The sequence below is a fragment of the Luteimonas sp. A611 genome, assembly GCF_054072715.1.
Genome location: NZ_JBSVRP010000001.1, coordinates 2,302,649 through 2,323,615 on the forward strand (window position 1 = coordinate 2,302,649; position 20,967 = coordinate 2,323,615).

The 20,967-nt window shown below is 65.7% G+C and carries 33 protein-coding genes; 2 read left to right on the forward strand and 31 right to left on the reverse strand.

The window, feature by feature from the left end:
* Positions 1-104: 104 nt before the first annotated feature.
* Positions 105-599, reverse strand: a complete 495-nt coding sequence (locus ACW5EG_RS10195; protein ID WP_457019840.1) for a peptidylprolyl isomerase — start codon at positions 597-599, stop codon at positions 105-107.
* A 122-nt stretch (positions 600-721) separates the two neighbouring features.
* Between ACW5EG_RS10195 and typA the strand changes: the two genes are divergently transcribed.
* Positions 722-2,551, forward strand: coding sequence for a translational GTPase TypA (gene typA / locus ACW5EG_RS10200; RefSeq protein WP_457019841.1), 1,830 nt, complete (start codon positions 722-724; stop codon positions 2,549-2,551).
* Complete coding sequence (locus tag ACW5EG_RS10205) at positions 2,548-3,123, forward strand: 2'-5' RNA ligase family protein (protein ID WP_457019842.1); 576 nt, start codon at positions 2,548-2,550, stop codon at positions 3,121-3,123. Before typA ends, ACW5EG_RS10205 begins: the two co-directional genes overlap by 4 nt.
* Positions 3,124-3,222: 99 nt before the next feature.
* Here ACW5EG_RS10205 and ACW5EG_RS10210 read toward each other — a convergent pair whose 3' ends face one another.
* From ACW5EG_RS10210 to ACW5EG_RS10355, 30 genes are all read right to left on the reverse strand, one after another.
* Positions 3,223-4,617 (reverse strand): class II 3-deoxy-7-phosphoheptulonate synthase, encoded by a 1,395-nt coding sequence (locus ACW5EG_RS10210; RefSeq protein ID WP_457019843.1) that lies wholly within the window; start codon positions 4,615-4,617, stop codon positions 3,223-3,225.
* A gap of 82 nt (positions 4,618-4,699) precedes the next feature.
* Positions 4,700-5,197: a disulfide bond formation protein B gene (locus ACW5EG_RS10215; RefSeq protein ID WP_457019845.1), complete on the reverse strand. Its 498-nt coding sequence runs from the start codon at positions 5,195-5,197 to the stop codon at positions 4,700-4,702.
* A gap of 263 nt (positions 5,198-5,460) precedes the next feature.
* The gene (gene rplQ, locus ACW5EG_RS10220; protein WP_457019846.1) at positions 5,461-5,835 is read right to left on the reverse strand and encodes a 50S ribosomal protein L17; all 375 of its coding nucleotides are present in this window, start codon (positions 5,833-5,835) and stop codon (positions 5,461-5,463) included.
* A gap of 175 nt (positions 5,836-6,010) precedes the next feature.
* Complete coding sequence (locus ACW5EG_RS10225; protein ID WP_457019848.1) at positions 6,011-7,009, reverse strand: DNA-directed RNA polymerase subunit alpha; 999 nt, start codon at positions 7,007-7,009, stop codon at positions 6,011-6,013.
* 153 nt (positions 7,010-7,162) lie between these two features.
* A complete protein-coding gene (gene rpsD / locus ACW5EG_RS10230) occupies positions 7,163-7,798 on the reverse strand; it encodes a 30S ribosomal protein S4 (protein ID WP_457019849.1) in 636 nt (211 codons plus the stop codon).
* Between the two features lie 14 nt (positions 7,799-7,812).
* Positions 7,813-8,202: a 30S ribosomal protein S11 gene (gene rpsK / locus ACW5EG_RS10235; protein WP_280943425.1), complete on the reverse strand. Its 390-nt coding sequence runs from the start codon at positions 8,200-8,202 to the stop codon at positions 7,813-7,815.
* Positions 8,203-8,214: 12 nt separating this feature from the next.
* Positions 8,215-8,571 (reverse strand): 30S ribosomal protein S13, encoded by a 357-nt coding sequence (gene rpsM, locus ACW5EG_RS10240; protein ID WP_457019851.1) that lies wholly within the window; start codon positions 8,569-8,571, stop codon positions 8,215-8,217.
* 391 nt (positions 8,572-8,962) lie between these two features.
* Complete coding sequence (gene secY, locus ACW5EG_RS10245; protein ID WP_457019899.1) at positions 8,963-10,288, reverse strand: preprotein translocase subunit SecY; 1,326 nt, start codon at positions 10,286-10,288, stop codon at positions 8,963-8,965.
* A 28-nt stretch (positions 10,289-10,316) separates the two neighbouring features.
* A complete protein-coding gene (gene rplO, locus ACW5EG_RS10250; protein WP_457019853.1) occupies positions 10,317-10,751 on the reverse strand; it encodes a 50S ribosomal protein L15 in 435 nt (144 codons plus the stop codon).
* Between the two features lie 4 nt (positions 10,752-10,755).
* Positions 10,756-10,953 (reverse strand): 50S ribosomal protein L30, encoded by a 198-nt coding sequence (gene rpmD / locus ACW5EG_RS10255; protein ID WP_457019855.1) that lies wholly within the window; start codon positions 10,951-10,953, stop codon positions 10,756-10,758.
* Positions 10,946-11,488, reverse strand: coding sequence for a 30S ribosomal protein S5 (gene rpsE, locus ACW5EG_RS10260; RefSeq protein WP_457019856.1), 543 nt, complete (start codon positions 11,486-11,488; stop codon positions 10,946-10,948). The genes rpmD and rpsE overlap by 8 nt, the downstream gene beginning before the upstream one ends.
* Positions 11,489-11,768: 280 nt before the next feature.
* Complete coding sequence (gene rplR / locus ACW5EG_RS10265) at positions 11,769-12,122, reverse strand: 50S ribosomal protein L18 (RefSeq protein WP_457019858.1); 354 nt, start codon at positions 12,120-12,122, stop codon at positions 11,769-11,771.
* Positions 12,123-12,189: 67 nt separating this feature from the next.
* Positions 12,190-12,717: a 50S ribosomal protein L6 gene (gene rplF, locus ACW5EG_RS10270; protein ID WP_457019860.1), complete on the reverse strand. Its 528-nt coding sequence runs from the start codon at positions 12,715-12,717 to the stop codon at positions 12,190-12,192.
* Between the two features lie 13 nt (positions 12,718-12,730).
* Positions 12,731-13,126, reverse strand: a complete 396-nt coding sequence (gene rpsH / locus ACW5EG_RS10275) for a 30S ribosomal protein S8 (RefSeq protein ID WP_457019861.1) — start codon at positions 13,124-13,126, stop codon at positions 12,731-12,733.
* Between the two features lie 219 nt (positions 13,127-13,345).
* Positions 13,346-13,651 carry a 30S ribosomal protein S14 gene (gene rpsN / locus ACW5EG_RS10280; RefSeq protein ID WP_457019863.1) on the reverse strand — a complete coding sequence of 102 codons (306 nt, stop codon included), beginning with the start codon at positions 13,649-13,651 and terminating at the stop codon, positions 13,346-13,348.
* A gap of 10 nt (positions 13,652-13,661) precedes the next feature.
* A complete protein-coding gene (gene rplE, locus ACW5EG_RS10285) occupies positions 13,662-14,204 on the reverse strand; it encodes a 50S ribosomal protein L5 (protein ID WP_457019864.1) in 543 nt (180 codons plus the stop codon).
* A 32-nt stretch (positions 14,205-14,236) separates the two neighbouring features.
* Positions 14,237-14,548 carry a 50S ribosomal protein L24 gene (gene rplX, locus ACW5EG_RS10290; protein ID WP_457019865.1) on the reverse strand — a complete coding sequence of 104 codons (312 nt, stop codon included), beginning with the start codon at positions 14,546-14,548 and terminating at the stop codon, positions 14,237-14,239.
* Between the two features lie 15 nt (positions 14,549-14,563).
* Positions 14,564-14,932: a 50S ribosomal protein L14 gene (gene rplN / locus ACW5EG_RS10295; RefSeq protein WP_457019867.1), complete on the reverse strand. Its 369-nt coding sequence runs from the start codon at positions 14,930-14,932 to the stop codon at positions 14,564-14,566.
* A gap of 16 nt (positions 14,933-14,948) precedes the next feature.
* Positions 14,949-15,212 (reverse strand): 30S ribosomal protein S17, encoded by a 264-nt coding sequence (gene rpsQ / locus ACW5EG_RS10300; protein ID WP_457019869.1) that lies wholly within the window; start codon positions 15,210-15,212, stop codon positions 14,949-14,951.
* Positions 15,213-15,223: 11 nt separating this feature from the next.
* The gene (gene rpmC / locus ACW5EG_RS10305; RefSeq protein WP_457019870.1) at positions 15,224-15,412 is read right to left on the reverse strand and encodes a 50S ribosomal protein L29; all 189 of its coding nucleotides are present in this window, start codon (positions 15,410-15,412) and stop codon (positions 15,224-15,226) included.
* On the reverse strand, positions 15,412-15,825 hold the full coding sequence (gene rplP / locus ACW5EG_RS10310) for a 50S ribosomal protein L16 (RefSeq protein WP_457019872.1): 414 nt from the start codon (positions 15,823-15,825) through the stop codon (positions 15,412-15,414). The genes rpmC and rplP overlap by 1 nt, the downstream gene beginning before the upstream one ends.
* A 3-nt stretch (positions 15,826-15,828) precedes the next feature.
* Entirely contained in the window at positions 15,829-16,569 is a 741-nt protein-coding gene (rpsC, locus tag ACW5EG_RS10315) for a 30S ribosomal protein S3 (RefSeq protein WP_457019874.1), read from the reverse strand.
* Between the two features lies 1 nt (position 16,570).
* On the reverse strand, positions 16,571-16,963 hold the full coding sequence (rplV, locus tag ACW5EG_RS10320) for a 50S ribosomal protein L22 (protein ID WP_457019876.1): 393 nt from the start codon (positions 16,961-16,963) through the stop codon (positions 16,571-16,573).
* A 10-nt stretch (positions 16,964-16,973) separates the two neighbouring features.
* The gene (gene rpsS / locus ACW5EG_RS10325) at positions 16,974-17,243 is read right to left on the reverse strand and encodes a 30S ribosomal protein S19 (RefSeq protein WP_457019878.1); all 270 of its coding nucleotides are present in this window, start codon (positions 17,241-17,243) and stop codon (positions 16,974-16,976) included.
* Positions 17,244-17,249: 6 nt separating this feature from the next.
* Positions 17,250-18,077, reverse strand: a complete 828-nt coding sequence (rplB, locus tag ACW5EG_RS10330; protein ID WP_457021372.1) for a 50S ribosomal protein L2 — start codon at positions 18,075-18,077, stop codon at positions 17,250-17,252.
* 10 nt (positions 18,078-18,087) lie between these two features.
* Complete coding sequence (gene rplW / locus ACW5EG_RS10335; protein WP_457021373.1) at positions 18,088-18,387, reverse strand: 50S ribosomal protein L23; 300 nt, start codon at positions 18,385-18,387, stop codon at positions 18,088-18,090.
* On the reverse strand, positions 18,384-18,989 hold the full coding sequence (rplD, locus tag ACW5EG_RS10340) for a 50S ribosomal protein L4 (RefSeq protein ID WP_457019883.1): 606 nt from the start codon (positions 18,987-18,989) through the stop codon (positions 18,384-18,386). The genes rplW and rplD overlap by 4 nt, the downstream gene beginning before the upstream one ends.
* A 12-nt stretch (positions 18,990-19,001) precedes the next feature.
* Positions 19,002-19,655 carry a 50S ribosomal protein L3 gene (rplC, locus tag ACW5EG_RS10345; protein ID WP_457019884.1) on the reverse strand — a complete coding sequence of 218 codons (654 nt, stop codon included), beginning with the start codon at positions 19,653-19,655 and terminating at the stop codon, positions 19,002-19,004.
* An 11-nt stretch (positions 19,656-19,666) separates the two neighbouring features.
* Positions 19,667-19,978: a 30S ribosomal protein S10 gene (gene rpsJ, locus ACW5EG_RS10350; protein ID WP_422893905.1), complete on the reverse strand. Its 312-nt coding sequence runs from the start codon at positions 19,976-19,978 to the stop codon at positions 19,667-19,669.
* Between the two features lie 519 nt (positions 19,979-20,497).
* Positions 20,498-20,967: EF-Tu C-terminal domain-related protein (locus ACW5EG_RS10355; protein WP_457021374.1), on the reverse strand; the 470-nt coding region annotated here is incomplete at its 5' end.

The window sequence follows — 20,967 nt, forward strand, 5'->3', positions numbered from 1 at the left end:
CCGGAGTGGGGGAGCGGATCTGCGGCGACGGGCATGGGCGCGCCCCTGCTGGCACGGCCGATTCGGCCGGCGAGTTGAGGCATCGCGGACGGTCTCGAATCGCGTCAGGCGGCGAGGATCTTGTCCCACTCCGCCACGCGGTCGGCCCTGGCGGCCAGCGCCGCGTCGGCGTCGCCTTCGATCTTCACCGACTTGATCGCGTCGCCCTGCTTCACCGCGTCCACCACCTCCAGGCCTTCGGTGACCTTGCCGAACACCGTGTGCTTGCCGTCCAGCCAGTCGGTCTTGATGTGGGTGATGAAGAACTGGCTGCCGTTGGTGTTGGGGCCGGCGTTGGCCATCGACAGCACCCCGCGCTCGTGGCCCACGCCGTTGCTGGCCTCGTCCTCGAACTTGTAGCCCGGGCCACCCGTACCGGTGCCCTTGGGGCAGCCGCCCTGGATCATGAAGTCGGGGATCACGCGGTGGAAACTCAGCCCGTCGTAGAAGCCGCGCCTGGCCAGGTTGACGAAATTGGCGACGGTCAGCGGCGCCTTGTCGGCGAACAGGTCGACCTTGATTTGGCCCCGGTCGGTGTCGAAAACGGCAACAAGACTCATGTATTCAGCTCCAGTGGCCCGGACAGGGCGCTTGACCGCATATAATAGCCCGCTTCCTTCCACCCTCCCCCGCGCCCTGCCCCTCAACGGCAGCGAGTGCGGCTGACCCGACCTCCGAATCCATGCCCATCCAACGCCTGCGCAACATCGCCATCGTCGCCCACGTCGACCACGGCAAGACCACCCTCGTCGACCAGTTGCTCAAGCAGTCGGGCACCCTGAACGAACGCACCGTCCTCGCCGAACGCGTGATGGACAGCAACGATCAGGAAAAGGAACGCGGCATCACCATCCTGGCCAAGAACACGGCCATCACCTGGCGCGACAACCGCATCAACATCGTCGACACCCCCGGGCATGCCGACTTCGGGGGCGAGGTCGAGCGCGTGCTGTCGATGGTGGATTCGGTGCTGCTGCTGGTCGACGCGATGGACGGGCCGATGCCGCAGACGCGCTTCGTCACCCAGAAGGCGTTCGCGATGGGCTTCAAGCCGATCGTGGTGATCAACAAGGTCGACCGTCCCGGCGCGCGCCCCGAGTGGGTCGTCGAGCAGGTCTGGGACCTGTTTGACCGCCTCGGCGCCACGCCCGAGCAGATGGACTTCCCGATCATCTACGCCTCCGGCCTGAACGGCTACGCCGGCCTGACCGACGACGTTCGCGAGGGCGACATGACCCCGCTGTACGAGGCGATCATGGAGCACGTGCCGGCGCCGCCGGTCGACCTGGACGGTGCGTTCCAGATGCGCATCAGCCAGCTCGACTACAACAGCTTCGTTGGCGTGATCGGCATCGGCCGCGTGCAGCGCGGCATGGCAAAGAAGAACATGCAGGTGGCGGTGATCGACCGCGAAGGCAAGAAGCGCCAGGCCAAGTTGCTGCAGGTGCTCGGTTTCATGGGCCTGGAGCGCATCGAACAGGACACCGCGCAGGCTGGCGACATCGTCGCGATCTCCGGCATCTCCGACCTGACCATCTCCGATACCATCTGCGCGCTCGACACGCCCGAAGCGCTGCCGGCGCTGACCGTCGACGAGCCCACGATCTCGATGACCTTCCAGGTCAACAACTCGCCGTTCGCCGGCAGCAAGGACCTGTCGGGTGGCAAGTTCCTCACCAGCCGCCAGATCAAGGACCGGCTGGAGCGCGAGGCCGTGCACAACGTCGCCCTGCGTGTCGAACAGCTCGAGGATGCCGACAAGTTCCTGGTGTCCGGCCGCGGCGAGCTGCATCTCTCGGTGCTGATCGAGAACATGCGCCGCGAAGGTTTCGAGCTCGCCGTCTCGCGTCCCGAAGTGATCATCAAGGAGATCGACGGCCAGGCGATGGAGCCGATCGAGCAGCTCGTGGTCGACGTCGAGGAAATCCACCAGGGCGGCGTGATGGAGAAGCTGGGCATGCGCAAGGCGCAGCTCAAGAACATGGAGTCCGACGGCAAGGGTCGCGTGCGCCTGGACTACATGATCCCCGCGCGCGGCCTCATCGGCTTCCAGAACGAGTTCAAGACCCTGACCTCGGGCAGCGGCCTGCTGTTCCACGTGTTCGACCACTACGGCCCGAAGGAACAGGGCGCGATCGCCAAGCGCCAGAACGGCGTGATGATCGCCAACGCGCCCGGCACGACGCCGGCGTATTCGCTGGGACCGCTGCAGGACCGCGGCAAGCTGTTCGCCGCCGAAGGCGACAACATCTACGAGGGCCAGCTGGTCGGCATCCACTCCAAGGACAACGACCTGACGGTCAACGCGATCAAGCCCAAGCCGCTGACCAACATGCGCGCCTCGGGCAAGGACGACGCGATCCAGCTGTCGCCGGCGATCAAGTACACGCTCGAACAGGCGCTCGATTTCATCGACGATGACGAGCTGGTCGAGATCACGCCGAAGGAAATCCGCCTGCGCAAGAAGCAGCTGACCGAAAGCGACCGCAAGCGGGCCAGCCGCGCGGCGTGAGTCGCACGCTGTTCACCGCCTGGAGGCCGGACGTCGCCGACCAGGCGGCGTTGTCGGGGCCGCGCGACCGCATCGTCGCAGCCCGGCCGCAGGATGCGCCGCGGCTGTCGCTGCGGCGCCCCGACCAGTGGCACATCACCCTGTGTTTCGTGGCACGGGAACTGGACGAGGCGGTCCTGGAGGCGACGCGCGACGCGCTCGATCGCGCCGCGGCCGCGATCCCGCCACACGCCTTCACGATCGGGCGCGTCGCGTTCTGGCGACACTCGGGCGCCGTGGTCGCCTTGCCACACCGAAATGACACCCTGCAGGCCCTGTGCGACGCCCATCGCGACGCGCTGCGTCGCGGCGGCATTCGGCCGGAAGAAACAACCACCCAACCACACGTGACGCTCGCCTATCTGGAGCGTGGTTCTGCACCGCAACCCTGGCTGGACGAAGTCGACTGCGCCAGCGAAGCGCTGCGCGTGGAGCGGTTCGAGCTGCTGTTCAACGCTGGTGGCCGCTACCAAGCGTTGGGCACATGGGCGCTGCGCGGGGCAGCACTGCCGCAGCAGGCGCAGCTGCTCTGACGTCAGTGCCCCGACAGCCTCCCGACGCCGGTCCGCCGGCGGCATCGGCCATGGCCGCTACCGTCGCCGTCGCTCGACGCGACGCGCTGGAAAGTCCAGTCAGGCCCTGACTGGAGGATTGAGCTGCGCGTGCTTGCGCACGATCAGCATCGCGGTTTCCAGCGCCTGCTCGTAGTTCAGGCGCGGATCGACGGTGGAACGGTAGGCACGCTCCAGGTCGACTTCGGTCAGGGCGCGCGCGCCACCGGTGCACTCGGTGACATCTTCGCCGGTGAGCTCCAGGTGCACGCCGCCCAGGCGCGTGCCCGCCGCGGCATGGATGTCGAACGACTGCTCGATCTCGCTGCGGATGTTGTCGAAGCGTCGGGTCTTGTAGCCGTTGCTGGTCGATTCGGTATTGCCGTGCATCGCATCGCAGATCCACAACACGCGGCGCCCCTCCCGCTTCACCGCGTCGAGCAGCGAGGGCAGCTTGGCGGCGACCTCGGTCGCACCCATGCGATGGATCAGGCCGAGCCGGCCCGGCTCGTCGTCGGGGTTGAGCACGTCGATCAGCTTCAGCAACTGGTCCGGCGTGGCGCTCGGTCCCACCTTGACCGCGATCGGGTTGCGGATGCCGCGGAAATATTCGGTGTGCGCGCCGTCGAGGGCGGCAGTGCGCATGCCCACCCACGGGAAGTGCGTGCTGAGGTTGAACCAGCCCCACTGCCGCGGCACCTGGCGCGTCTGCGATTCCTCGTAGGGCAGCAGCAGCGCCTCGTGCGAGGTGTAGAAGTCGACGCGGTTGAGGCTGTGCATCTGCCGTCCCGCCAGCGTCTCCATGAACCGCACCGCGTCGCCGATGCCGGCAACCATCTTCTCGTACTCGCCGGCCAGCGGCGCCTGGCTGACCCAGCCCAAACCCCAGTACTCGGGGTGGTGCAGGTCGGCGAAGCCGCCGTCGATCAGCGAACGCACGAAGTTCATCGTCATCGCCGAGCGCGCATGCGCCTTGACCATGCGTCGCGGGTCCGGAATGCGCGCCGCTGCAGTGAACGCCGGGCCGTTGACGATGTCGCCGCGGTAGCTCGGCAGCTCCACGCCGTCGCGCACTTCCATGCCCGCCGAACGCGGCTTGGCGTACTGGCCGGCAAAGCGGCCCACGCGCACCACCGGCAGCTTCATGCCGTGCACCAGTACCAGGCTCATCTGCAGCAGCACCTTGAGCCGGTTGGAAATGATCTCCGAGCTGCACTCGCGGAAATTCTCGGCGCAGTCGCCGCCCTGCAGCAGGAAGCGCTTGCCCTCCTGGGCCTCGGCCAGCTGCTGCTTGAGGGTGAGGATCTCGCGCGAGGTCACCAGCGGCGGCAGCTCCCGCAGCTCGTCCTGGACCTCGGCCAGCGCCTCTTCGTCGGGATAGACCGGCAGCTGCAGCGCCGGACGCGCACGCCAGCTGCCAGGATGCCATTCGGCGGGAAGGTTGACGGGCTGGAGGTTGCGATCTGGGCTGTGCATTGACATGTGCTCTATACGAACGCGCATGGTGCGCCGCTTGCTGCGGCGCGTCAATTTCAGCTGCAACGGACCCGTTGACGCCTCAGCGGCGGCGCAAACCGGCCTGCAGCGCCCACGCCGCGAGCAGTACGAACCAGATCAGGCTCCACCAGGGCATCGACAGCCCGAGGAAGGTCCAGTCGATCGTCCCGCAGTCGCCGGTGCCGGTCAGCACCTGCCGGATCAGCCCGGGCGTGTCCATGGTTTCGCGCATGAACGCGAACGGCGCGCCACACGCCGGGATTTCGGGCGGAAACATCTGCAGCCAGACGTGGCGCCCGGCAATGCCGATCCCGACCGCGGCCGCCACCAGGGCCAGCATGCTCCAGACGCCGCGCCCGCCGCTTCCGCGCGGCGCGTGCAGCCCGGCGGGCAGCATCACCAGGCCCAGCGCCGCGAAGGCGATGCGCTGGAAGATGCACAGCGGGCACGGCTCCAGCTCCCAAGCTAACTGGCTGTAGATCGCAAAGCCGATCAGCGCGAAGCAGACGGCCGCGCCGGACAGCATCTGGAAACGGAAGGACCAGTGAAGTGGATTCATGGACGCCTGCAGTCATGGAGACAGGCCGCATTATCACTGCTGCCGGCCGCGGCGCGTACATGCACCGTCCGGTCGGGAGCCGTTCGTCACGCGTCGACCAGACACGTACCTCATTCTCTGGTTATGCATACACGCACCCGCCAGCGCAGCCGGGGAAGCGACGAGGCGCAGGTCCGGATGCCGCTCTTCCGGAATTCCACAGGCCCTGAAAGCAGAAACCCCGGCGTTGCCGGGGTTTCGCATGTCGCACCTCAGGAGGCCGGTTACTCGGCGGCCACCTGCGGACGATCGATCAGCTCGACGTAGGCCATCGGCGCATTGTCGCCAGCACGGAACCCGCACTTGAGGATGCGCAGGTAACCGCCCGGACGGCTCGCGTAACGCGGGCCAAACGTGGTGAACAGGTTGCCGACGGCTTCCTTGTCGCGCAGGCGCGAGAAGGCGAGGCGGCGGTTGGCGACGCTGTCGACCTTGGCCAGGGTGACCAGCGGCTCGGCGACGCGGCGCAGTTCCTTGGCCTTGGGCAGGGTGGTCTTGATCAGCTCGTGCTTGAACAGCGACGCAGCCATGTTGGAGAACATCGCCTGGCGGTGGGCGCTGGTGCGGTTGAACTTGCGACCGGCTTTCTGGTGGCGCATGGACTTGATTCCTTGATAGGTGGAAAGTTGAAGCCTTGGACGTCTATGTCGCCATCCTGGCGTTGCAAGCGGACTGCGGATGGTCCTTGCCGGCCTCCCTGGCCGGCGGGCCGCGAACTGGTGTTCGTCGGCGGGGTACAGCACGCGGCCCGCATCGCTGCGGGCCGCGGTTGGATCAGCCCAGCATGCCGTGGGCCGAGACGCCGGCCGGCGGCCAGTTCTCGAGCTTCATGCCAAGCGAAAGGCCGCGCTGGGCGAGGACTTCCTTGATCTCGGTGAGCGACTTCTTGCCCAGGTTCGGGGTCTTGAGCAGCTCGACCTCGGTCTTCTGGATCAGGTCACCGATGTAGTAGATGCTCTCGGCCTTGAGGCAGTTGGCCGAACGCACGGTCAGCTCCAGATCATCGATCGGACGCAGCAGGATCGGGTCGACGCCCGGCGTCGCCGCCTTCTGGCCGCCGCGGTCGCGGTGGGTGAAGTCGCCGAACACCGACAGCTGGTCGGTAAGGATGTCGGCGGCGGTGCGCACCGCTTCCTCGGCGTCGATCGTGCCGTTGGTCTCGATGTCCAGGACCAGCTTGTCCAGGTCGGTGCGCTGTTCGACGCGGGCGGCCTCGACTTCATAAGCCACGCGGCGCACCGGCGAGAACGACGCGTCCAGCATCAGCCGGCCGATCGAGCGGGTTTCCTCATCCGGACGACGGCGGGCAGCCGCCGGCTGGTAGCCGAAGCCGCGCTCGATCTTCAGGCGGATGCTGAGCTCCGTGTCCTTGGTCAGGTGCGCGATCACGTGATCGAGATTCAGGATCTCGACGTTGTGGTCGGTCTTGATGTCGGCAGCGGTGACGACGCCCGGGCCGGACTTGGTCAGCGTGAGCGTCGAGCTCTCGCCGGTGCCCATGCGGATCGCGACGTCCTTGAGGTTGAGCAGGACTTCGAGCACGTCTTCCTGCAGGCCCTCGATCGTGCTGTACTCGTGCAGCACGCCGTCGATCTCGACTTCAGTGATTGCGAAGCCGGGGATCGACGACAGCAGCACGCGGCGCAGCGCGTTGCCGAGGGTGTGGCCATAGCCGCGCTCGAGCGGTTCGATCACGACCTTCGCGCGGTTGCCCGCGAGGCGTTCGATCTGGGGACCACGGGGGCGCAGGACCTGGTTGGCGGTAACTGTCATATTCGTAGCGTCTCCTGCAGGGACACCGCATCCGTCGACGCGATGGCTCTGGACGTTTGGAGCCCCTTGCGTACTGCCGAGGGGTGGCCCGTGCGCGGGGCACGGGCCGGGGGGAGTTGTTGCTGGTGCTGCGGGATGACCCGCCGCCAGTCCTTACTTCGAGTACAGCTCGACGATCAGCGCTTCGTTGATGTCCGCCGGCAGGTCGCCGCGGTCGGGGACCGCCTTGAACACGCCGCTGAACTTCTTCTGGTCGACTTCGATCCACGACGGCGCCAGGTCCATGCTGGACGAGACGTTCAGCGCTTCCTGGACGCGCATCTGCTTCTGCGCCTTTTCGGACAGGGCAATCGCGTCACCGGCCTTGACCTGGTAGGACGGCAGGTTGACGGGCTTGCCGTTGACCGTGACGCCACGATGCGAAACCAGCTGTCGGGCGGCCGGACGGGTGACCGCGAAGCCCATGCGGTAGACGACGTTGTCGAGACGCGTCTCCAGGAGTTGCAGCAGGTTCTCGCCGGTGTTGCCCTTCTTGGTCGAGGCCTTCTTGTAGTAGTTGCGGAACTGGCGCTCCAGCATGCCGTAGATCCGCTTGACCTTCTGCTTCTCGCGAAGCTGGAGGGCGTAGTCGGAAACCTTGCTGCGACGCGCGCCGGTGCCGGCACCGTGCTGGCCGGGCTTCTGCTCCAGCTTGCACTTGGAGTCGAGCGCCCGGGTCGGGGACTTGAGCGAAAGGTCGGCGCCTTCACGGCGCGCGAGCTTGCAGGTGGGACCGATATAACGAGCCATTTCTTATCGCTCCCTTAGACGCGACGCTTCTTCGGCGGACGGCACCCGTTGTGCGGGATTGGCGTCACGTCGATGATGTTGGTGATCTTGTAGCCCACGTTGTTCAACGAACGCACGGCCGACTCACGTCCCGGACCCGGGCCCTTGATGCGGACTTCCAGCGACTTCACGCCGTAGTCCAGCGCATCCTTGCCCGCCTTCTCGGCGGCAACCTGGGCTGCGAACGGGGTCGACTTGCGCGAGCCGCGGAAACCCGCGCCGCCCGAAGTCGCCCACGACAGCGCATTGCCCTGGCGGTCGGTGATCGTGATGATGGTGTTGTTGAACGAAGCGTGGACGTGCGCGATGCCGTCGGTGACGACGCGCTTGATCTTCTTCTTCTGCTTGGCAGCTGGCTTGGCCATGGTTTTTGTTCCTTATTTCCTGATGGCCTTGCGCGGACCCTTGCGGGTGCGTGCATTGGTCCGGGTGCGCTGGCCACGCAGGGGCAGGCCACGACGGTGGCGCAGGCCGCGATAGCAGGCCAGGTCCATCAGTCGCTTGATCGCCATGCCGATCTCTCGGCGCAGGTCACCCTCGACCACGAACTTCCCGACCTCGGCGCGCAGGCGCTCGACTTCGGGCTCGGACAGGTCACGGATCTTGGTGCTCGAGGTCACGCCGGCGGTATCGCAGACGAGCTTCGAACGGGTACGGCCAATGCCGTAGATGCTTTGCAGCCCGACCCAGACGTGCTTCTGGGCAGGCAGGTTGACACCTGCAATACGCGCCATGCGCGAATCTCCAACTGGTTGGTCGCCTGGAAACGGAGTCCCCGACGAAGTGAACACGAAATTCTAACAGGGTCCCGGGTTTCTTGGAAGCCGATGGCACCAGAGGTGCCGCCGACCCGGCATGGGGAGTGTGCCCATGCTCCGGCGATGGATCCGGGATGGCTGAACGGGGTCTCCCCCGCCCGGCCCGCGCACTACTCTGGTGCGCGAAGGTCCCGGACCCACCCGTGTGCGGGACTGCCACACGGGTCGCCCATCGTGCCGGGGGAGGCTGTGCTCCGCGCCGGCGTGAATTCTTGTGGCCGTCCTGGCCAGTTGCCGCCGAGCGGCGCCAAGGCGCCTTCCTGCGACACCACCGGACCATCCATGGCCCGGCGCGGGTTCCGACGCGCTAGCGCGACCGGGCGCCACCTCGGAGGTTGGACTTCTTGAGCAGGCTCTCGTACTGGTGCGACATCAGGTGGGCCTGGATCTGGGCGATGAAGTCCATCACCACGACCACCACGATCAGCAGCGACGTGCCACCGAAGTAGAAGGACACGTTCAGCTCGGCCCGCATGAACTCCGGCAGCAGGCACACCGCCACCAGGTACGCAGCGCCCGCAGCGGTCAGCCGCGTCAGCACGCCGTCGATGTACTCGGCAGTGGCCTTGCCCGGACGGATGCCCGGCACCAGCGCGCCAGACTTCTTCAGGTTGTCAGCGGTTTCCTGCGAGTTGAACACCAGCGCCGTGTAGAAAAAGGCGAAGCCGGCGATCAGGCCCGCATACAGCAGGATATACAGCGGCTCACCCGGGGAGAGCGCCTGCGCGACGCGCTGCAGCCACTGGGCGGACCCGGCCTGGCCGAACCACGTTGTCGCCGTGGCCGGGAACATGATGATCGACGAGGCGAAGATCGCCGGGATCACGCCCGCCATGTTGAGCTTGAGCGGCAGGAACGAACTCTGGTTCATGTACGCGTTGCGGCCACCCTGGCGGCGCGCGTAGTTGACCGTGATCCGGCGCTGGCCGCGCTCGACGAACACCACGAAGTAGGTGAACACCGCCACGATCAGCGCGATCATGATCACCGCGATCGGGCTGATGTCGCCGTTGCGGGCGGCCTCGATCGTGCCGATCACCGCCGACGGCAGGCCCGCGACGATGCCGGCGAAGATGATCAGCGACACGCCGTTGCCGATACCGCGCTCGGTCACCTGCTCGCCCAGCCACACCAGGAACATGGTGCCGGCAGTGAGCGCCACGATCGCGGTCATCACGAAGCCCGGGCCCGGTGCGTACACCACGGGGATGCCGCTGCCTGCACCCTGGCTTTGCAGCGCGATCGCGATGCCGGCCGACTGGAAGATCGCCAGCGGGATCGCGCCGATGCGCGACCACTGGGTGATCCTGCGGCGACCGGACTCGCCTTCCTTCTGGATCGCCTTCAGGCTCGGCAGGATCTGCACCATGAGCTGCATGACGATCGAGGCCGAGATGTACGGGATCACGTTCAGCGCGAAGAGGCTGAAACGCTCCAGGGCGCCACCGGAGAACATGTTGAACATGTCCACGATGGTGCCTTCCTGGCGCTCCATCAGCTGCAGCATCGCCTCGGGGTTCACACCCGGCACGGGGATGAAGCAGCCGATGCGGTAGACGATCAGAGCACCGACCACGAACAGCAGGCGCTGGCGCAGTTCGGTGAACTTGCCCGCGCCGGCCAGACCCGACATCGCTCCCGCACTTCGCGCCATGCCGTCCCTACTCCTGGATCTGGCCGCCGGCGGCCTCGATTGCCGCGCGTGCACCTGCCGTCACCAGCAAGCCCTTGAGCACGAGCTTCTTCGAAACCTCGCCCTTCTTGACGATCTTGACCTTCTTGGCGATGCGCGACACCAGCTTGGCGGCGCGCAGGGCGGCCAGGTCGATATCGCCCTCGAGCTTGTCGAGCTGGTACAGGAACACTTCGGCGCTGTCGGTCTTGAGCTTCGAGCGGAACCCCACCTTCGGCAGGCGCATGTGCAGGGGCATCTGGCCGCCTTCGAAGCCGGCCTTGATCTTGCCCTTGCCGGAACGCGCGAACGAACCCTTGTGGCCACGGCCGGCGGTCTTGCCCTTGCCGGAACCGATGCCGCGACCGACGCGGGTGCGCTCCTTGCGGGCGCCGTCTGCGGGCTTGAGCGTATTGAGCTTCATGTGCTTATTCCTCGACCCGGACCAGGTAGTGGACCTTGTTGATCAGGCCACGGACCTGGGGGCTGTCCTTCAGTTCGCGGACGTCGTTGAGCTTGTTCAGGCCAAGCGCGCGCACCGACAGGCGATGCTTCGCCTGCGAGCCGCGCAGGCCCTTGACCAGGCGCACCTTGACGGTGCCGCCGGTGGATTCGTTCTTAGCCATTGAGGATCTCCTCGACCTTCTTGCCGCGCTTGGCCGCGATGCGGGTCGGCGACTGCATTTCCGACAGCCCCTTGACGGTGGCGCGGACGAGGTTGATCGGGTTGCGCGAACCGGTGGCCTTGGCCAGCACGTCCTTCACGCCAACCGCCTCGAGGACGGCGCGCATCGCGCCGCCAGCGATCACGCCGGTACCTTCCGAGGCGGGCATCATGAATACGCGTGCCGCGCCGTGGCCGGACTTGACCGTGTGGAACAGCGTGCCGCCGTTGAGATCGACGCTGATCATGTTCTTGCGCGCGGACTCCATCGACTTCTGGATCGCGACCGGCACTTCGCGCGCCTTGCCGTAGCCGAAGCCGACCTTGCCGTTGCTGTCGCCCACCACCGTCAGCGCGGTGAAGGTGAACTGGCGACCGCCCTTGACCGTCTTGCTGACGCGGTTGATCGCGACCAGCTTCTCGATCATGCCGTCGTCCATCTCTTCCCGGTCGCGATTGCGGTCGCGCCCGCGGGATTCACGTTGTGGTTCTGCCATTGCCATGTCTCGGGTTCGAAAGGGAATTTGCGGCGTGGCCGCTTATGGTTGTGATGTGGATCGGCGGACCGCTTCCGTCGGACATAAGCCGCGGAGCGTCCGGTGCAGCCCGCACCGGCAGGGTGTGTCAAGGCACGCTCAGCGCGGCAATGCCGCGCTGCCTTGGCGAACGCCCGGCCATGGATGGCCGAGCCGGACTGTCATGAAGCGACAGTGTTCCGCCATGGATGGCCTCCACGACCGGATTTTCAAGCAACAGGGGCAAGCCCCCGTCGATCCATCAGAACTGCAGGCCACCCTCGCGGGCGGCGTCGGCCAGCGCCTTGATGCGGCCGTGGTAGCGGTAGCCCGAGCGGTCGAACGCGACCTTCTCGATGCCGGCCTCGCGCGCCTTCTCGGCGATCGCGCGGCCAACCTTGGCAGCGGCATCGGTGTTCTTGCCGCTCTTCAGGCCGTCGCGCAGAGCGGACTGGGTGGTGCTGGCCGCAGCCAGGACCTTCGAGCCGTCGGCGCTGAATACCTGGGCGTAGACGTGCTGACCGGTGCGCAGCACCGACAGGCGCGGCACGCCGAGTTCGCGAATGTGCGCGCGCGTGGACTTGGCGCGGCGCAGGCGGGCGATTTTCTTTTCCATGGGTATGCTCTGTGGCGGGAAGCGGATCGGCTGGCGGAAACTCCGGCGTGCTCGCCGGCGTCCCGCATTACGCCTTCTTGGCTTCCTTGCGGATGACGACTTCGTCGGAGTACTTCACGCCCTTGCCCTTGTAGGGCTCCGGCGGACGGAACCCGCGGATCTTGGCTGCGACTTCACCGACCAGCTGCTTGTCCATGCCGACAACCAGGACTTCGGTCTGGGTCGGCGTGGTGATGGTGATGCCATCCGGCGCGCTGAACACGACCGGGTGCGAGAAGCCGAGCGACAGGTTCAGGTTGTTGCCCTGGGCGGAGGCGCGGTAGCCGACGCCGACCAGCTCGAGCTTGCGCTCGAAGCCTTGCGACACACCGTGGACCATGTTGGCGACGATGGAGCGAAGGGTGCCGGCGAGGGCCACCTGGCCCGGATCCTCGGCCGAGAACAGCGCGTTGCCGTCCTCGATCGTGATCTGGATGTGGGCCGGCTTGGCGATCGACAGCGTGCCCTTGGGGCCCTTGACGCTGACCGATTCGGGCTGTGCATTCAGCTCGACACCCTGGGGCAGGGCGACCGGCTTCTTGGCGATGCGGGACATGCGCGTTACTCCCTTAGGCCACGAAGCACAGAACCTCGCCGCCGACGCCCTGCAGGCGCGCCTTCGAGTCGGTCATGATGCCCTTGGAGGTGGAGATGATGGCGATGCCGAGGCCACCCAGGACCTTGGGCAGCGCGTCCTTGCCGCGGTACTGACGCAGACCGGAGCGCGAGTAGCGCTTCATCTGGTCGATCACCGGACGGCCTTCGAAATACTTGAGGACGATCTCGAGTTCGGCCTTGGCGCCGTTCTCGGTCACGCGCAGGTCGCCGATGTAGCCTTCGTCCTTGAGGACGTTGGCGATGGCGACCTTGACCTTGGAGGACGGCATCTTCACCGTCGGCTTGCCAACCGCGGCCGCATTCCTGATGCGGACCAGCATGTCGGCGATGGGATCAGTCATGCTCATGGAAGTTCCTTATGAGTACACCGATATCCGCTTTCGCGAAAATCTGTTCTGGATTGTTCCCGGCACGGCCGGGGGCCCGTCGGGCCACCCGCTGACGCGGGCAAGCCGGCGATTATATACGACTTGCGACGCCCCGTGGGGCATCGCGGTCGCATCCACCGGAGCAGGCCTGGCCCCGGTGGCGCCCTGCCCCGCCAGCGGCGGAGCATGTGGTGTTGCTTACCAGCTCGCCTTGCGCAGGCCCGGCACGTCGCCGCGCATGGTCGCCTGGCGCAGCATGTTGCGGCCGAGGCCGAACTTCGCGTACACGCCACGGGGACGGCCGCTCAGCGCGCAGCGCGTGGTCTGGCGCGCAGGCGAGGAATCGCGCGGCAGCTTCTGCAGCTTCGTCGCCGCCTCGAACTTCTCCTCGTAACCCGCCGTCTGGCTGGAGATGATCTTCTTGAGCTCGGCGCGCTTGACGGCGTGCTTCTTCACAAGCTTGGCGCGCTTGGTCTCGCGGTTGACCATGGAGGTCTTCGCCATGTGTGTTTCCTCAGTTGCGGAACGGGAAGCGGAAGGCTTCGAGCAGCGCCTTGGCTTCCGCGTTCGTCTTGGCGGTGGTGGTGATGGCGATGTCCATGCCGCGCACTGCGTCGACCTGGTCGAAGTCGATCTCCGGGAAGATGATCTGCTCCTTCACGCCCATGTTGTAGTTGCCGCGCCCGTCGAACGACCGGGCAGACACGCCGCGGAAGTCGCGCACACGCGGCAGCGCGATGTTCACCAGGCGGTCCAGGAACTCGTACATGCGGGCACGGCGCAGGGTCACCTTGCAGCCGATCGGCCAGCCGTCACGGATCTTGAAGGAAGCCACCGAGACACGCGACTTGGTCACCAGCGCCTTCTGGCCGCTGATCTTGGCCATGTCGGCGGTCGCGTTCTCGAGGATCTTCTTGTTCGCGGCGGCTTCGCCCACGCCCATGTTGATCGTGATCTTGTTCACGCGCGGAACCTGCATGATGTTGTCGTAGCCGAACTGCTCCATGAGCTTCGGCACTACTTCATCCTTGTAGAACTTTTCCAGACGGGTCGTCATTATCTTCTTTCCTGGGGATCAGGCGGGTCTTTTCAGACCGCCTCGCCACTCGAGCGGAACACGCGCAGCCGCCGTCCATCCTCGAGCACCTTGGTACCGACGCGCTCGCCCTTGCCGGTGGCAGGGTTGAACAGCATCACGTTCGACGCGTCGATCGGCGCTTCGCGCTCGATCACGCCACCGGGCTGGCCGGCCTGCGGATTGGGCTTGGTGTGACGCTTGACGATGTTGATGTTCGACACGACGACCTTGTCGCCGAGCACGCGCACCACGTCGCCGGTCTTGCCCTTGTCGCGACCCGCAATGACGACCACCTGGTCGCCCTTCTTGATTCGATTAGCCATTGTCCTGTCCTCCGCTCACAGCACTTCGGGAGCGAGCGAGACGATCTTCATGAACTTCTCGGTACGCAGCTCGCGGGTCACAGGCCCGAAGATGCGCGTGCCGATCGGCTCCTGCTTGTTGTTGAGCAACACCGCCGCATTGCCGTCGAAGCGGATCAGCGAGCCATCTGCACGGCGCACGCCCTTGCGGGTGCGCACCACGACGGCATCGTAAACCTCGCCCTTCTTGACCTTGCCGCGCGGGATCGCGTCCTTGATCGATACCTTGATGATGTCGCCAATCGCGGCGTAACGGCGCTTGGAGCCGCCGAGCACCTTGATGCACATCACTTCCTTGGCACCGGAGTTGTCGGCCACGTCGAGGTGGCTCTGCATCTGGATCATGGAAAGTGTCCTTTCGTTACTCGGCCGCGCGGGTGACGATCTCGACCACGCGCCAGTTCTTGGTCTTCGAAATCGGGGCCACTTCCACCAGGCGGACGATGTCGCCTTCCTTCGCGGAGTTCTCGGCATCGTGGGCGTGCAGCTTGGTCGAACGGCGGATGTACTTGCCGTACAGCGGGTGCTTGACGTTGCGCTCGACGAGGACAGTGACCGTCTTGTCCATCTTGTTGCTGACCACCCGGCCCTGGACCGTATTTTGCTTCTTTTCGCTGTTGTTCATGGTCGTATGCCTTACTTCTTCGCCGACAGCAGCGTGTGGACACGCGCGATCTCGCGGCGCACGCGGCGCGACTCGTGGGTCTTGGTCAGCTGGCCGGTCGCCTTCTGCATGCGCAGGGCGAAACGCTCTTTCTGCAGCTCCAACAGGTGGCCCTGCAGTTCGTCCGCGGACTTGCCGCGCAGTTCCTTGGTCGTCGCCATCAGCGCACCGTCCGGGTAACGAAAGTGGTGGTCACCGAGAGCTTGGCGGCGGCAAGGCGGAACGCCTCGCGCGCAGTCGCCTCGTCCACGCCCTCGATCTCGTAGATCATGCGGCCGGGCTGGATCTGTGCGACCCAGAACTCGACCGCACCCTTGCCCGAGCCCATGCGGACTTCGATCGGCTTCTTGGTGATCGGCTTGTCGGGGAACACGCGGATCCACATCTTGCCGCCGCGCTTGACGTGGCGGCTGATCGAGCGGCGGCCGGCCTCGATCTGGCGTGCGGTCAGCTGGCCGGTGGCCGTGGACTTCAGGCCGTACTCGCCGAAGCTGACGGCATTGCCGCTCCAGGCCAGGCCGTCGTTGCGGCCCTTGTGCATCTTGCGGTATTTGGTTCGCTTGGGTTGCAACATGACTTAGTCCCTCGCCTCGCGGTCGCGACGCGGGCCACGCGGACGCTCGCGGTCACCGCGGTCGCCACGTTCGCCACGCGGCGAATCGTCCTGCTTCTCCTGGCCAACCTGGGCGAAGTCGAAGATCTCGCCCTTGTAGATCCAGGTCTTGATGCCGATGATCCCGTAGGTCGTCTTGGCCTCGGCAAAGCCGTAGTCGACGTCAGCGCGCAGGGTGTGCAGCGGCACGCGACCTTCGCGGTACCACTCCGAACGCGCGATCTCGGCGCCGTTCAGGCGGCCGGCGACGTTGACCTTGATGCCCAGCGAGCCAAGGCGCATCGCATTGCCGACCGCGCGCTTCATCGCGCGACGGAACATGATGCGACGCTCGAGCTGCTGCGCGATCGACTCGGCGACCAGCTGCGCGTCGAGCTCGGGCTTGCGCACCTCGGTCACGTTGATGTGGGCGGGTACGCCCATCATCGCGGTGACGTCCTTGCGCAGCTTCTCGATGTCCTCGCCACGCTTGCCGATCACCACGCCCGGGCGGGCGGTGTGGATCGTCACGCGCGCGGTCTTGGCCGGACGCTCGATCAGGATCTTGCTGATGCCGGCGGCGGCAAGGCGCTTGCGAAGCATCTCGCGCACCTTGAGGTCGGCGGTCAGGTATCCGGCATATTCCTTCTTGCCGGCGTACCACTTCGAGTTCCAGTCCTTGGAGATACCAAGGCGGATGCCGGTGGGATGAACTTTATGACCCATATTACTTGCCCTCTCCCACGACGACGGTGATGTGGCTGGTGCGCTTGAGGATGCGCGTGCCGCGGCCCTTGGCGCGCGCCATGAAGCGCTTCAGCAGCGGACCTTCGTCGACGGTGATCGTGGCGATCTTCAGCTCGTCGATATCGGCGCCTGCGTTGTTCTCCGCGTTGGCGATCGCCGACTCGACCAGTTTCTTGATCAGCACAGCCGCCTTCTTGTCGGAGAACTTGAGCAGGCTGACCGCGCGCTCGGCCGGCAGGCCGCGGACCTGGTCTGCGACCAGGCGCGCCTTCTGCGGCGAGATGCGGGCCGTGCGCAGCACGGCGGTCCGCTTGTTGACCTCGGTACGCACGCGCTTGGCTTCTTCGTGCTTGGCTCGTTTTGCCTTGTCCATCGTGCGCTCCTTACCTGCCCGACTTCTTGTCGCCGCCGTGACCCTTGAAGGTCCGCGTCAACGCGAATTCGCCGAGCTTGTGGCCAACCATGTTTTCATTGACCAACACCGGGATGTGGTTCCTGCCGTTGTGGACGGCGATCGTGAAGCCCACCATTTCCGGCAGGATCATCGAACGGCGCGACCAGGTCTTGATCGGCTTCTTGGTGTTGCCCGCGACTTCCACCTTCCTGACGAGATGGTGGTCGACGAACGGGCCCTTCTTGAGTGAACGTGCCATGGCCGATTAACTCCTGCGATCGCGCACGATGAATTGCTGGGTGCGCTTGTTCTTGCGCGTCTTGTAGCCCTTGGTCGGCACGCCCCACGGGGTCACCGGGTGCGGGTTGCCCTGGCCGGCCTTGGCCTCACCACCGCCGTGCGGATGGTCGACCGGGTTCATCGCCGCGCCGCGGACGGTCGGCTTGATGCCGCGCCAGCGGCTGGCACCGGCCTTGCCCAGCTTCTCCAGGTTGTGCTCGACGTTGCCGACTTCACCGATGGTCGCGCGGCATTCCGACGGCACGCGACGCATCTCGCCCGAACGCAGGCGGAGCGTGGCGTAGACACCTTCGCGGGCCACCAGCTGGACGCCGGCGCCGGCGGCACGGGCGATCTGCGCGCCCTTGCCCGGCTTCATCTCGATGCAATGCACCGTGGAGCCCACGGGGATGTTGCGCAGCGGCAGCGTGTTGCCCGCCTTGATCGGCGCATCGTTGCCCGCGATCACCTGGTCGTCCGCCTTCAGGCCCTTGGGGGCGATGATGTAACGGCGCTCACCGTCGACGTAGCACAGCAGCGCGATGTGCGCGGTGCGGTTGGGGTCGTACTCGATCCGCTCCACGCGCGCCGGGATGCCTTCCTTGTCGCGCTTGAAGTCGATGATGCGGTAATGCTGCTTGTGGCCACCGCCCATGTGACGGGTGGTGATGCGGCCGTGGTGGTTACGGCCACCGGTCTTGCTCTGCGGTTCGAGGAGCGCCGCGTGCGGGGCTCCCTTGTGCAGATCGGGCGTCACCACGCGGACCGCGCTGCGGCGGCCGGGGGACGTGGGCTTGAACTTCATCAATGGCATGGGAGCTTCCTCAGGCCGTCGCGTTGATGACGTCGATCGACTGGCCTTCGGCCAGCGTCACGTACGCCTTGCGCCAGTTGCCACGGCTGCCCTGGCGCGAACGGAAGGCCTTGCTCTTGCCCTTCACGTTCAGCACGTTGACAGCCTGGACCTTGACGTCGAAAAGCTTCTCGACCGCGGCCTTGATGTCGGCCTTGGTCGCATCCTTCGCCACTTCGAACGCGTACTGGTTGGACACTTCCTGCAGGCGGGCGGTCTTTTCGGACACGCGCGGTGCACGGATCACTTCATAGAGCTTGGCGTTGTTCATGCCAGCCACTCCTCGATCTTCTTCAGCGCGTCGGTGGTGACCAGCACGCTGTCGGCGCCGACCAGCGCGACCGGATCCAGACCCTGCACGTCACGCACTTCGACGTACGGCAGGTTGCGCGCGGACAGGTACAGGTTTTCCGAGGCGTCCTCGGTGACGATCAGCGGGCGGCGACCCAGCTCGAAATCCTTGAGCTTTTCCACCAGGCCCGAGGTCTTCGGCGCGTCGATGTCGAACGCCTCGACGATCGTGATCCGACCCTGGCGATTGAGCTCGGACAGGATCACCGAGATCGCGGCCCGGTACATCTTGCGATTGACCTTCTGCGCGAAGTTGCGCGGCTTGGCCGCGAACGTCACGCCGCCGCCGACGAAGATCGGAGCCGTCAGCGCGCCATGACGCGCACCGCCGCCCTTCTGCTTCTTCGACTTCTTGGTCGTGCCGCGGACCTCGGATCGGGTCTTCTGTGCCTTGGTGCCAGCGCGACCGGCATTGCGATACGCCACGACCACCTGGTGGACCAGGTCTTCGCTGAATTCGCGACCGAATACCGCGTCGGATACCGACAGCGTGTTGTTGCTACCGTTGATGGCGAGTTCCATCGTCATCTCTCCTTATGCCTTGCTCGAGGGACGCACGATGACGTCACCACCCGGAGCACCGGGGACGGCGCCCTTGATTGCGATCAGGCCGCGCTCGGCGTCGACCTTGACCACCTGCAGGCGCTGCGTGGTCTGGGTCTCGGCGCCCATGTGGCCGGACATCTTCTTGCCCGGAAACACGCGACCCGGGGTCTGGCGCTGGCCGATCGAGCCTGGCGAGCGATGCGACAGCGAGTTGCCGTGCGTCGCGTCGCCCATGCTGAAGTTCCAGCGCTTGATCGTGCCCTGGAAGCCCTTGCCCTTGGTCACACCCTGGACGTCGACGATCTGGCCGACCTCGAAGATGTCGGCCTTGATTTCGCCGCCAACCTGGAAGTCGGCGATCTTGTCGTCGGCAACGCGCAGCTCCCACAGGCCGCGACCGGCTTCCACCTTGGCCTTGGCCAGGTGGCCAGACTCGGGCTTGGTCAGCAGCGAGGCGCGCTTGACGCCGGCGGTGACCTGCACGGCGCTGTAGCCGTCGGTCTCGACCGTCTTCACCTGGGTGATGCGGTTCGGGGTGGCTTCGATCAGGGTCACCGGCACGGAGTTGCCGTCTTCGGTGAACACTCGGCTCATGCCGGCCTTGCGGCCGACAATGCCCAACGAATGAATCTTCGCGGTCATGATTCGGGGCCTCAGGTCAGCTTGATCTGGACGTCGACGCCAGCCGCGAGCTCGAGCTTCATCAGCGCGTCCACGGTCTTGTCGTTGGGGTCGACGATATCGAGCACGCGCTTGTGCGTGCGGGTTTCGTACTGGTCACGCGCATCCTTGTCGACGTGCGGCGACGTCAGGATGGTGTAACGCTCGATCTTGGTGGGCAGCGGGATCGGGCCGCGCACTTGCGCGCCGGTCCGCCTGGCCGTTTCGACGATCTCGCTGGCCGAACGGTCGATCAGCCTGTGATCGAACGCCTTGAGCCGGATCCGGATTTTCTGGTCCGCCATGACGGAATTCCTTCATTTAAAGAGCGACAGGCCCGGCGGCTGGTGGCCGGACCCCGTATCGGGGCTTCGATTACTGCAAAAAACAGGGCAGACCGGCTTCCCGATCCGCCCAGACCTGGATCACAAGCGTGACAAAACGCCCCGCCTATGTGTCCCGGAAACCTCCGGGACGGACGAAGCACATGCCGCGCGACAATATCCGTGTCTGGCGAAGACGAGGCGCATCCTGCACCTCATTTCGCATTTCCGTTGCCGCCCTGACAGGCTCGGCCCCGGTGAGTCGAACATTATGAAACCTTCACCCGCTGGATGCAAGGGGTTATTTGCATCTTTTTGCACGGATCCGGACCAGCCAAGGCGATTGTGCTGCCCTGCCCTGCTTCAGCCGTCTTTGAGGAGAGAGAAGCGGAAGTCCCTTGCGCGGAGGTTGTCCCTGGCGCGGCGGGGATGGGGATCCCTCGCCGCGCTCGGGATGATGTTCCGGCAGCCGTGCGCGCAAGGCGCGCACGGGCCGTCACATCACTTGACGATCTTTGCCACCACGCCGGCGCCGACGGTGCGGCCGCCTTCGCGGATCGCGAAACGCAGGCCTTCGTCCATCGCGATCGGGTTGATCAGCGACACCACCATCTTCACGTTGTCGCCCGGCATCACCATCTCCACGCCTTCAGGCAGCTCGCAGGCGCCAGTGATGTCGGTGGTGCGGAAGTAGAACTGCGGACGGTAGCCCTTGAAGAACGGCGTGTGACGGCCACCCTCGTCCTTGCTCAGCACGTACACCTCGGCCTCGAAGTCCGTGTGCGGCTTGATCGAGCCCGGCTTGCACAGCACCTGGCCACGCTCCACGTCATCGCGCTTGGTGCCGCGCAGCAGCAGGCCGGCGTTGTCGCCCGCCTGGCCCTGGTCGAGCAGCTTGCGGAACATCTCCACGCCCGTGACCGTGGTCTTCTGGGTCGGACGGATACCGACGATCTCGATCTCCTCGCCCA

Excerpts from the sequence above, each read along its gene's own strand:
- rpsQ (WP_457019869.1), bottom strand. The coding sequence starts at position 15,212 with ATGAACAACAGCGAAAAGAAGCAAAATACGGTCCAGGGCCGGGTGGTC.
- ACW5EG_RS10210 (WP_457019843.1), bottom strand. The coding sequence starts at position 4,617 with ATGCACAGCCCAGATCGCAACCTCCAGCCCGTCAACCTTCCCGCCGAA.
- rplV (WP_457019876.1), bottom strand. The coding sequence starts at position 16,963 with ATGGACAAGGCAAAACGAGCCAAGCACGAAGAAGCCAAGCGCGTGCGT.
- secY (WP_457019899.1), bottom strand. The coding sequence starts at position 10,288 with ATGTCGGGTCTGGCCGGCGCGGGCAAGTTCACCGAACTGCGCCAGCGC.
- rplW (WP_457021373.1), bottom strand. The coding sequence starts at position 18,387 with ATGAACAACGCCAAGCTCTATGAAGTGATCCGTGCACCGCGCGTGTCC.
- rpsE (WP_457019856.1), bottom strand. The coding sequence starts at position 11,488 with ATGGCAGAACCACAACGTGAATCCCGCGGGCGCGACCGCAATCGCGAC.
- ACW5EG_RS10195 (WP_457019840.1), bottom strand. The coding sequence starts at position 599 with ATGAGTCTTGTTGCCGTTTTCGACACCGACCGGGGCCAAATCAAGGTC.
- rpsM (WP_457019851.1), bottom strand. The coding sequence starts at position 8,571 with ATGGCGCGTATTGCAGGTGTCAACCTGCCTGCCCAGAAGCACGTCTGG.
- rplF (WP_457019860.1), bottom strand. The coding sequence starts at position 12,717 with ATGTCCCGCATCGCCAAGAAGCCGGTCGCCCTGCCCCAGGGTGTCGAG.
- rpsN (WP_457019863.1), bottom strand. The coding sequence starts at position 13,651 with ATGGCGAAGACCTCCATGGTCAACCGCGAGACCAAGCGCGCCAAGCTT.
- rplQ (WP_457019846.1), bottom strand. The coding sequence starts at position 5,835 with ATGCGCCACCAGAAAGCCGGTCGCAAGTTCAACCGCACCAGCGCCCAC.
- rplR (WP_457019858.1), bottom strand. The coding sequence starts at position 12,122 with ATGGAAAAGAAAATCGCCCGCCTGCGCCGCGCCAAGTCCACGCGCGCG.
- rpsC (WP_457019874.1), bottom strand. The coding sequence starts at position 16,569 with ATGGGTCATAAAGTTCATCCCACCGGCATCCGCCTTGGTATCTCCAAG.
- rpmC (WP_457019870.1), bottom strand. The coding sequence starts at position 15,412 with ATGGCGACGACCAAGGAACTGCGCGGCAAGTCCGCGGACGAACTGCAG.
- rpmD (WP_457019855.1), bottom strand. The coding sequence starts at position 10,953 with ATGGCTAAGAACGAATCCACCGGCGGCACCGTCAAGGTGCGCCTGGTC.
- rplB (WP_457021372.1), bottom strand. The coding sequence starts at position 18,077 with ATGCCATTGATGAAGTTCAAGCCCACGTCCCCCGGCCGCCGCAGCGCG.
- rpsD (WP_457019849.1), bottom strand. The coding sequence starts at position 7,798 with ATGGCTCGTTATATCGGTCCCACCTGCAAGCTCGCGCGCCGTGAAGGC.
- rplP (WP_457019872.1), bottom strand. The coding sequence starts at position 15,825 with ATGTTGCAACCCAAGCGAACCAAATACCGCAAGATGCACAAGGGCCGC.
- ACW5EG_RS10215 (WP_457019845.1), bottom strand. The coding sequence starts at position 5,197 with ATGAATCCACTTCACTGGTCCTTCCGTTTCCAGATGCTGTCCGGCGCG.
- rpsJ (WP_422893905.1), bottom strand. The coding sequence starts at position 19,978 with ATGGCGGACCAGAAAATCCGGATCCGGCTCAAGGCGTTCGATCACAGG.
- rplO (WP_457019853.1), bottom strand. The coding sequence starts at position 10,751 with ATGAAGCTCAATACGCTCAAGCCCGCAGACGGCGCCCGCAAGGAGCGC.
- ACW5EG_RS10225 (WP_457019848.1), bottom strand. The coding sequence starts at position 7,009 with ATGACAGTTACCGCCAACCAGGTCCTGCGCCCCCGTGGTCCCCAGATC.
- rpsH (WP_457019861.1), bottom strand. The coding sequence starts at position 13,126 with ATGAGCATGACTGATCCCATCGCCGACATGCTGGTCCGCATCAGGAAT.
- rplD (WP_457019883.1), bottom strand. The coding sequence starts at position 18,989 with ATGGAACTCGCCATCAACGGTAGCAACAACACGCTGTCGGTATCCGAC.
- rplC (WP_457019884.1), bottom strand. The coding sequence starts at position 19,655 with ATGACCGCGAAGATTCATTCGTTGGGCATTGTCGGCCGCAAGGCCGGC.
- rpsS (WP_457019878.1), bottom strand. The coding sequence starts at position 17,243 with ATGGCACGTTCACTCAAGAAGGGCCCGTTCGTCGACCACCATCTCGTC.
- rplX (WP_457019865.1), bottom strand. The coding sequence starts at position 14,548 with ATGGCTAATCGAATCAAGAAGGGCGACCAGGTGGTCGTCATTGCGGGT.
- rpsK (WP_280943425.1), bottom strand. The coding sequence starts at position 8,202 with ATGGCCAAGCCAGCTGCCAAGCAGAAGAAGAAGATCAAGCGCGTCGTC.
- rplE (WP_457019864.1), bottom strand. The coding sequence starts at position 14,204 with ATGACGACCCGTCTGGAAAAGTTCTACAAGGATGAAGTAGTGCCGAAG.
- rplN (WP_457019867.1), bottom strand. The coding sequence starts at position 14,932 with ATGATCCAGATGCAGAGCCACCTCGACGTGGCCGACAACTCCGGTGCC.
- typA (WP_457019841.1), top strand. The coding sequence starts at position 722 with ATGCCCATCCAACGCCTGCGCAACATCGCCATCGTCGCCCACGTCGAC.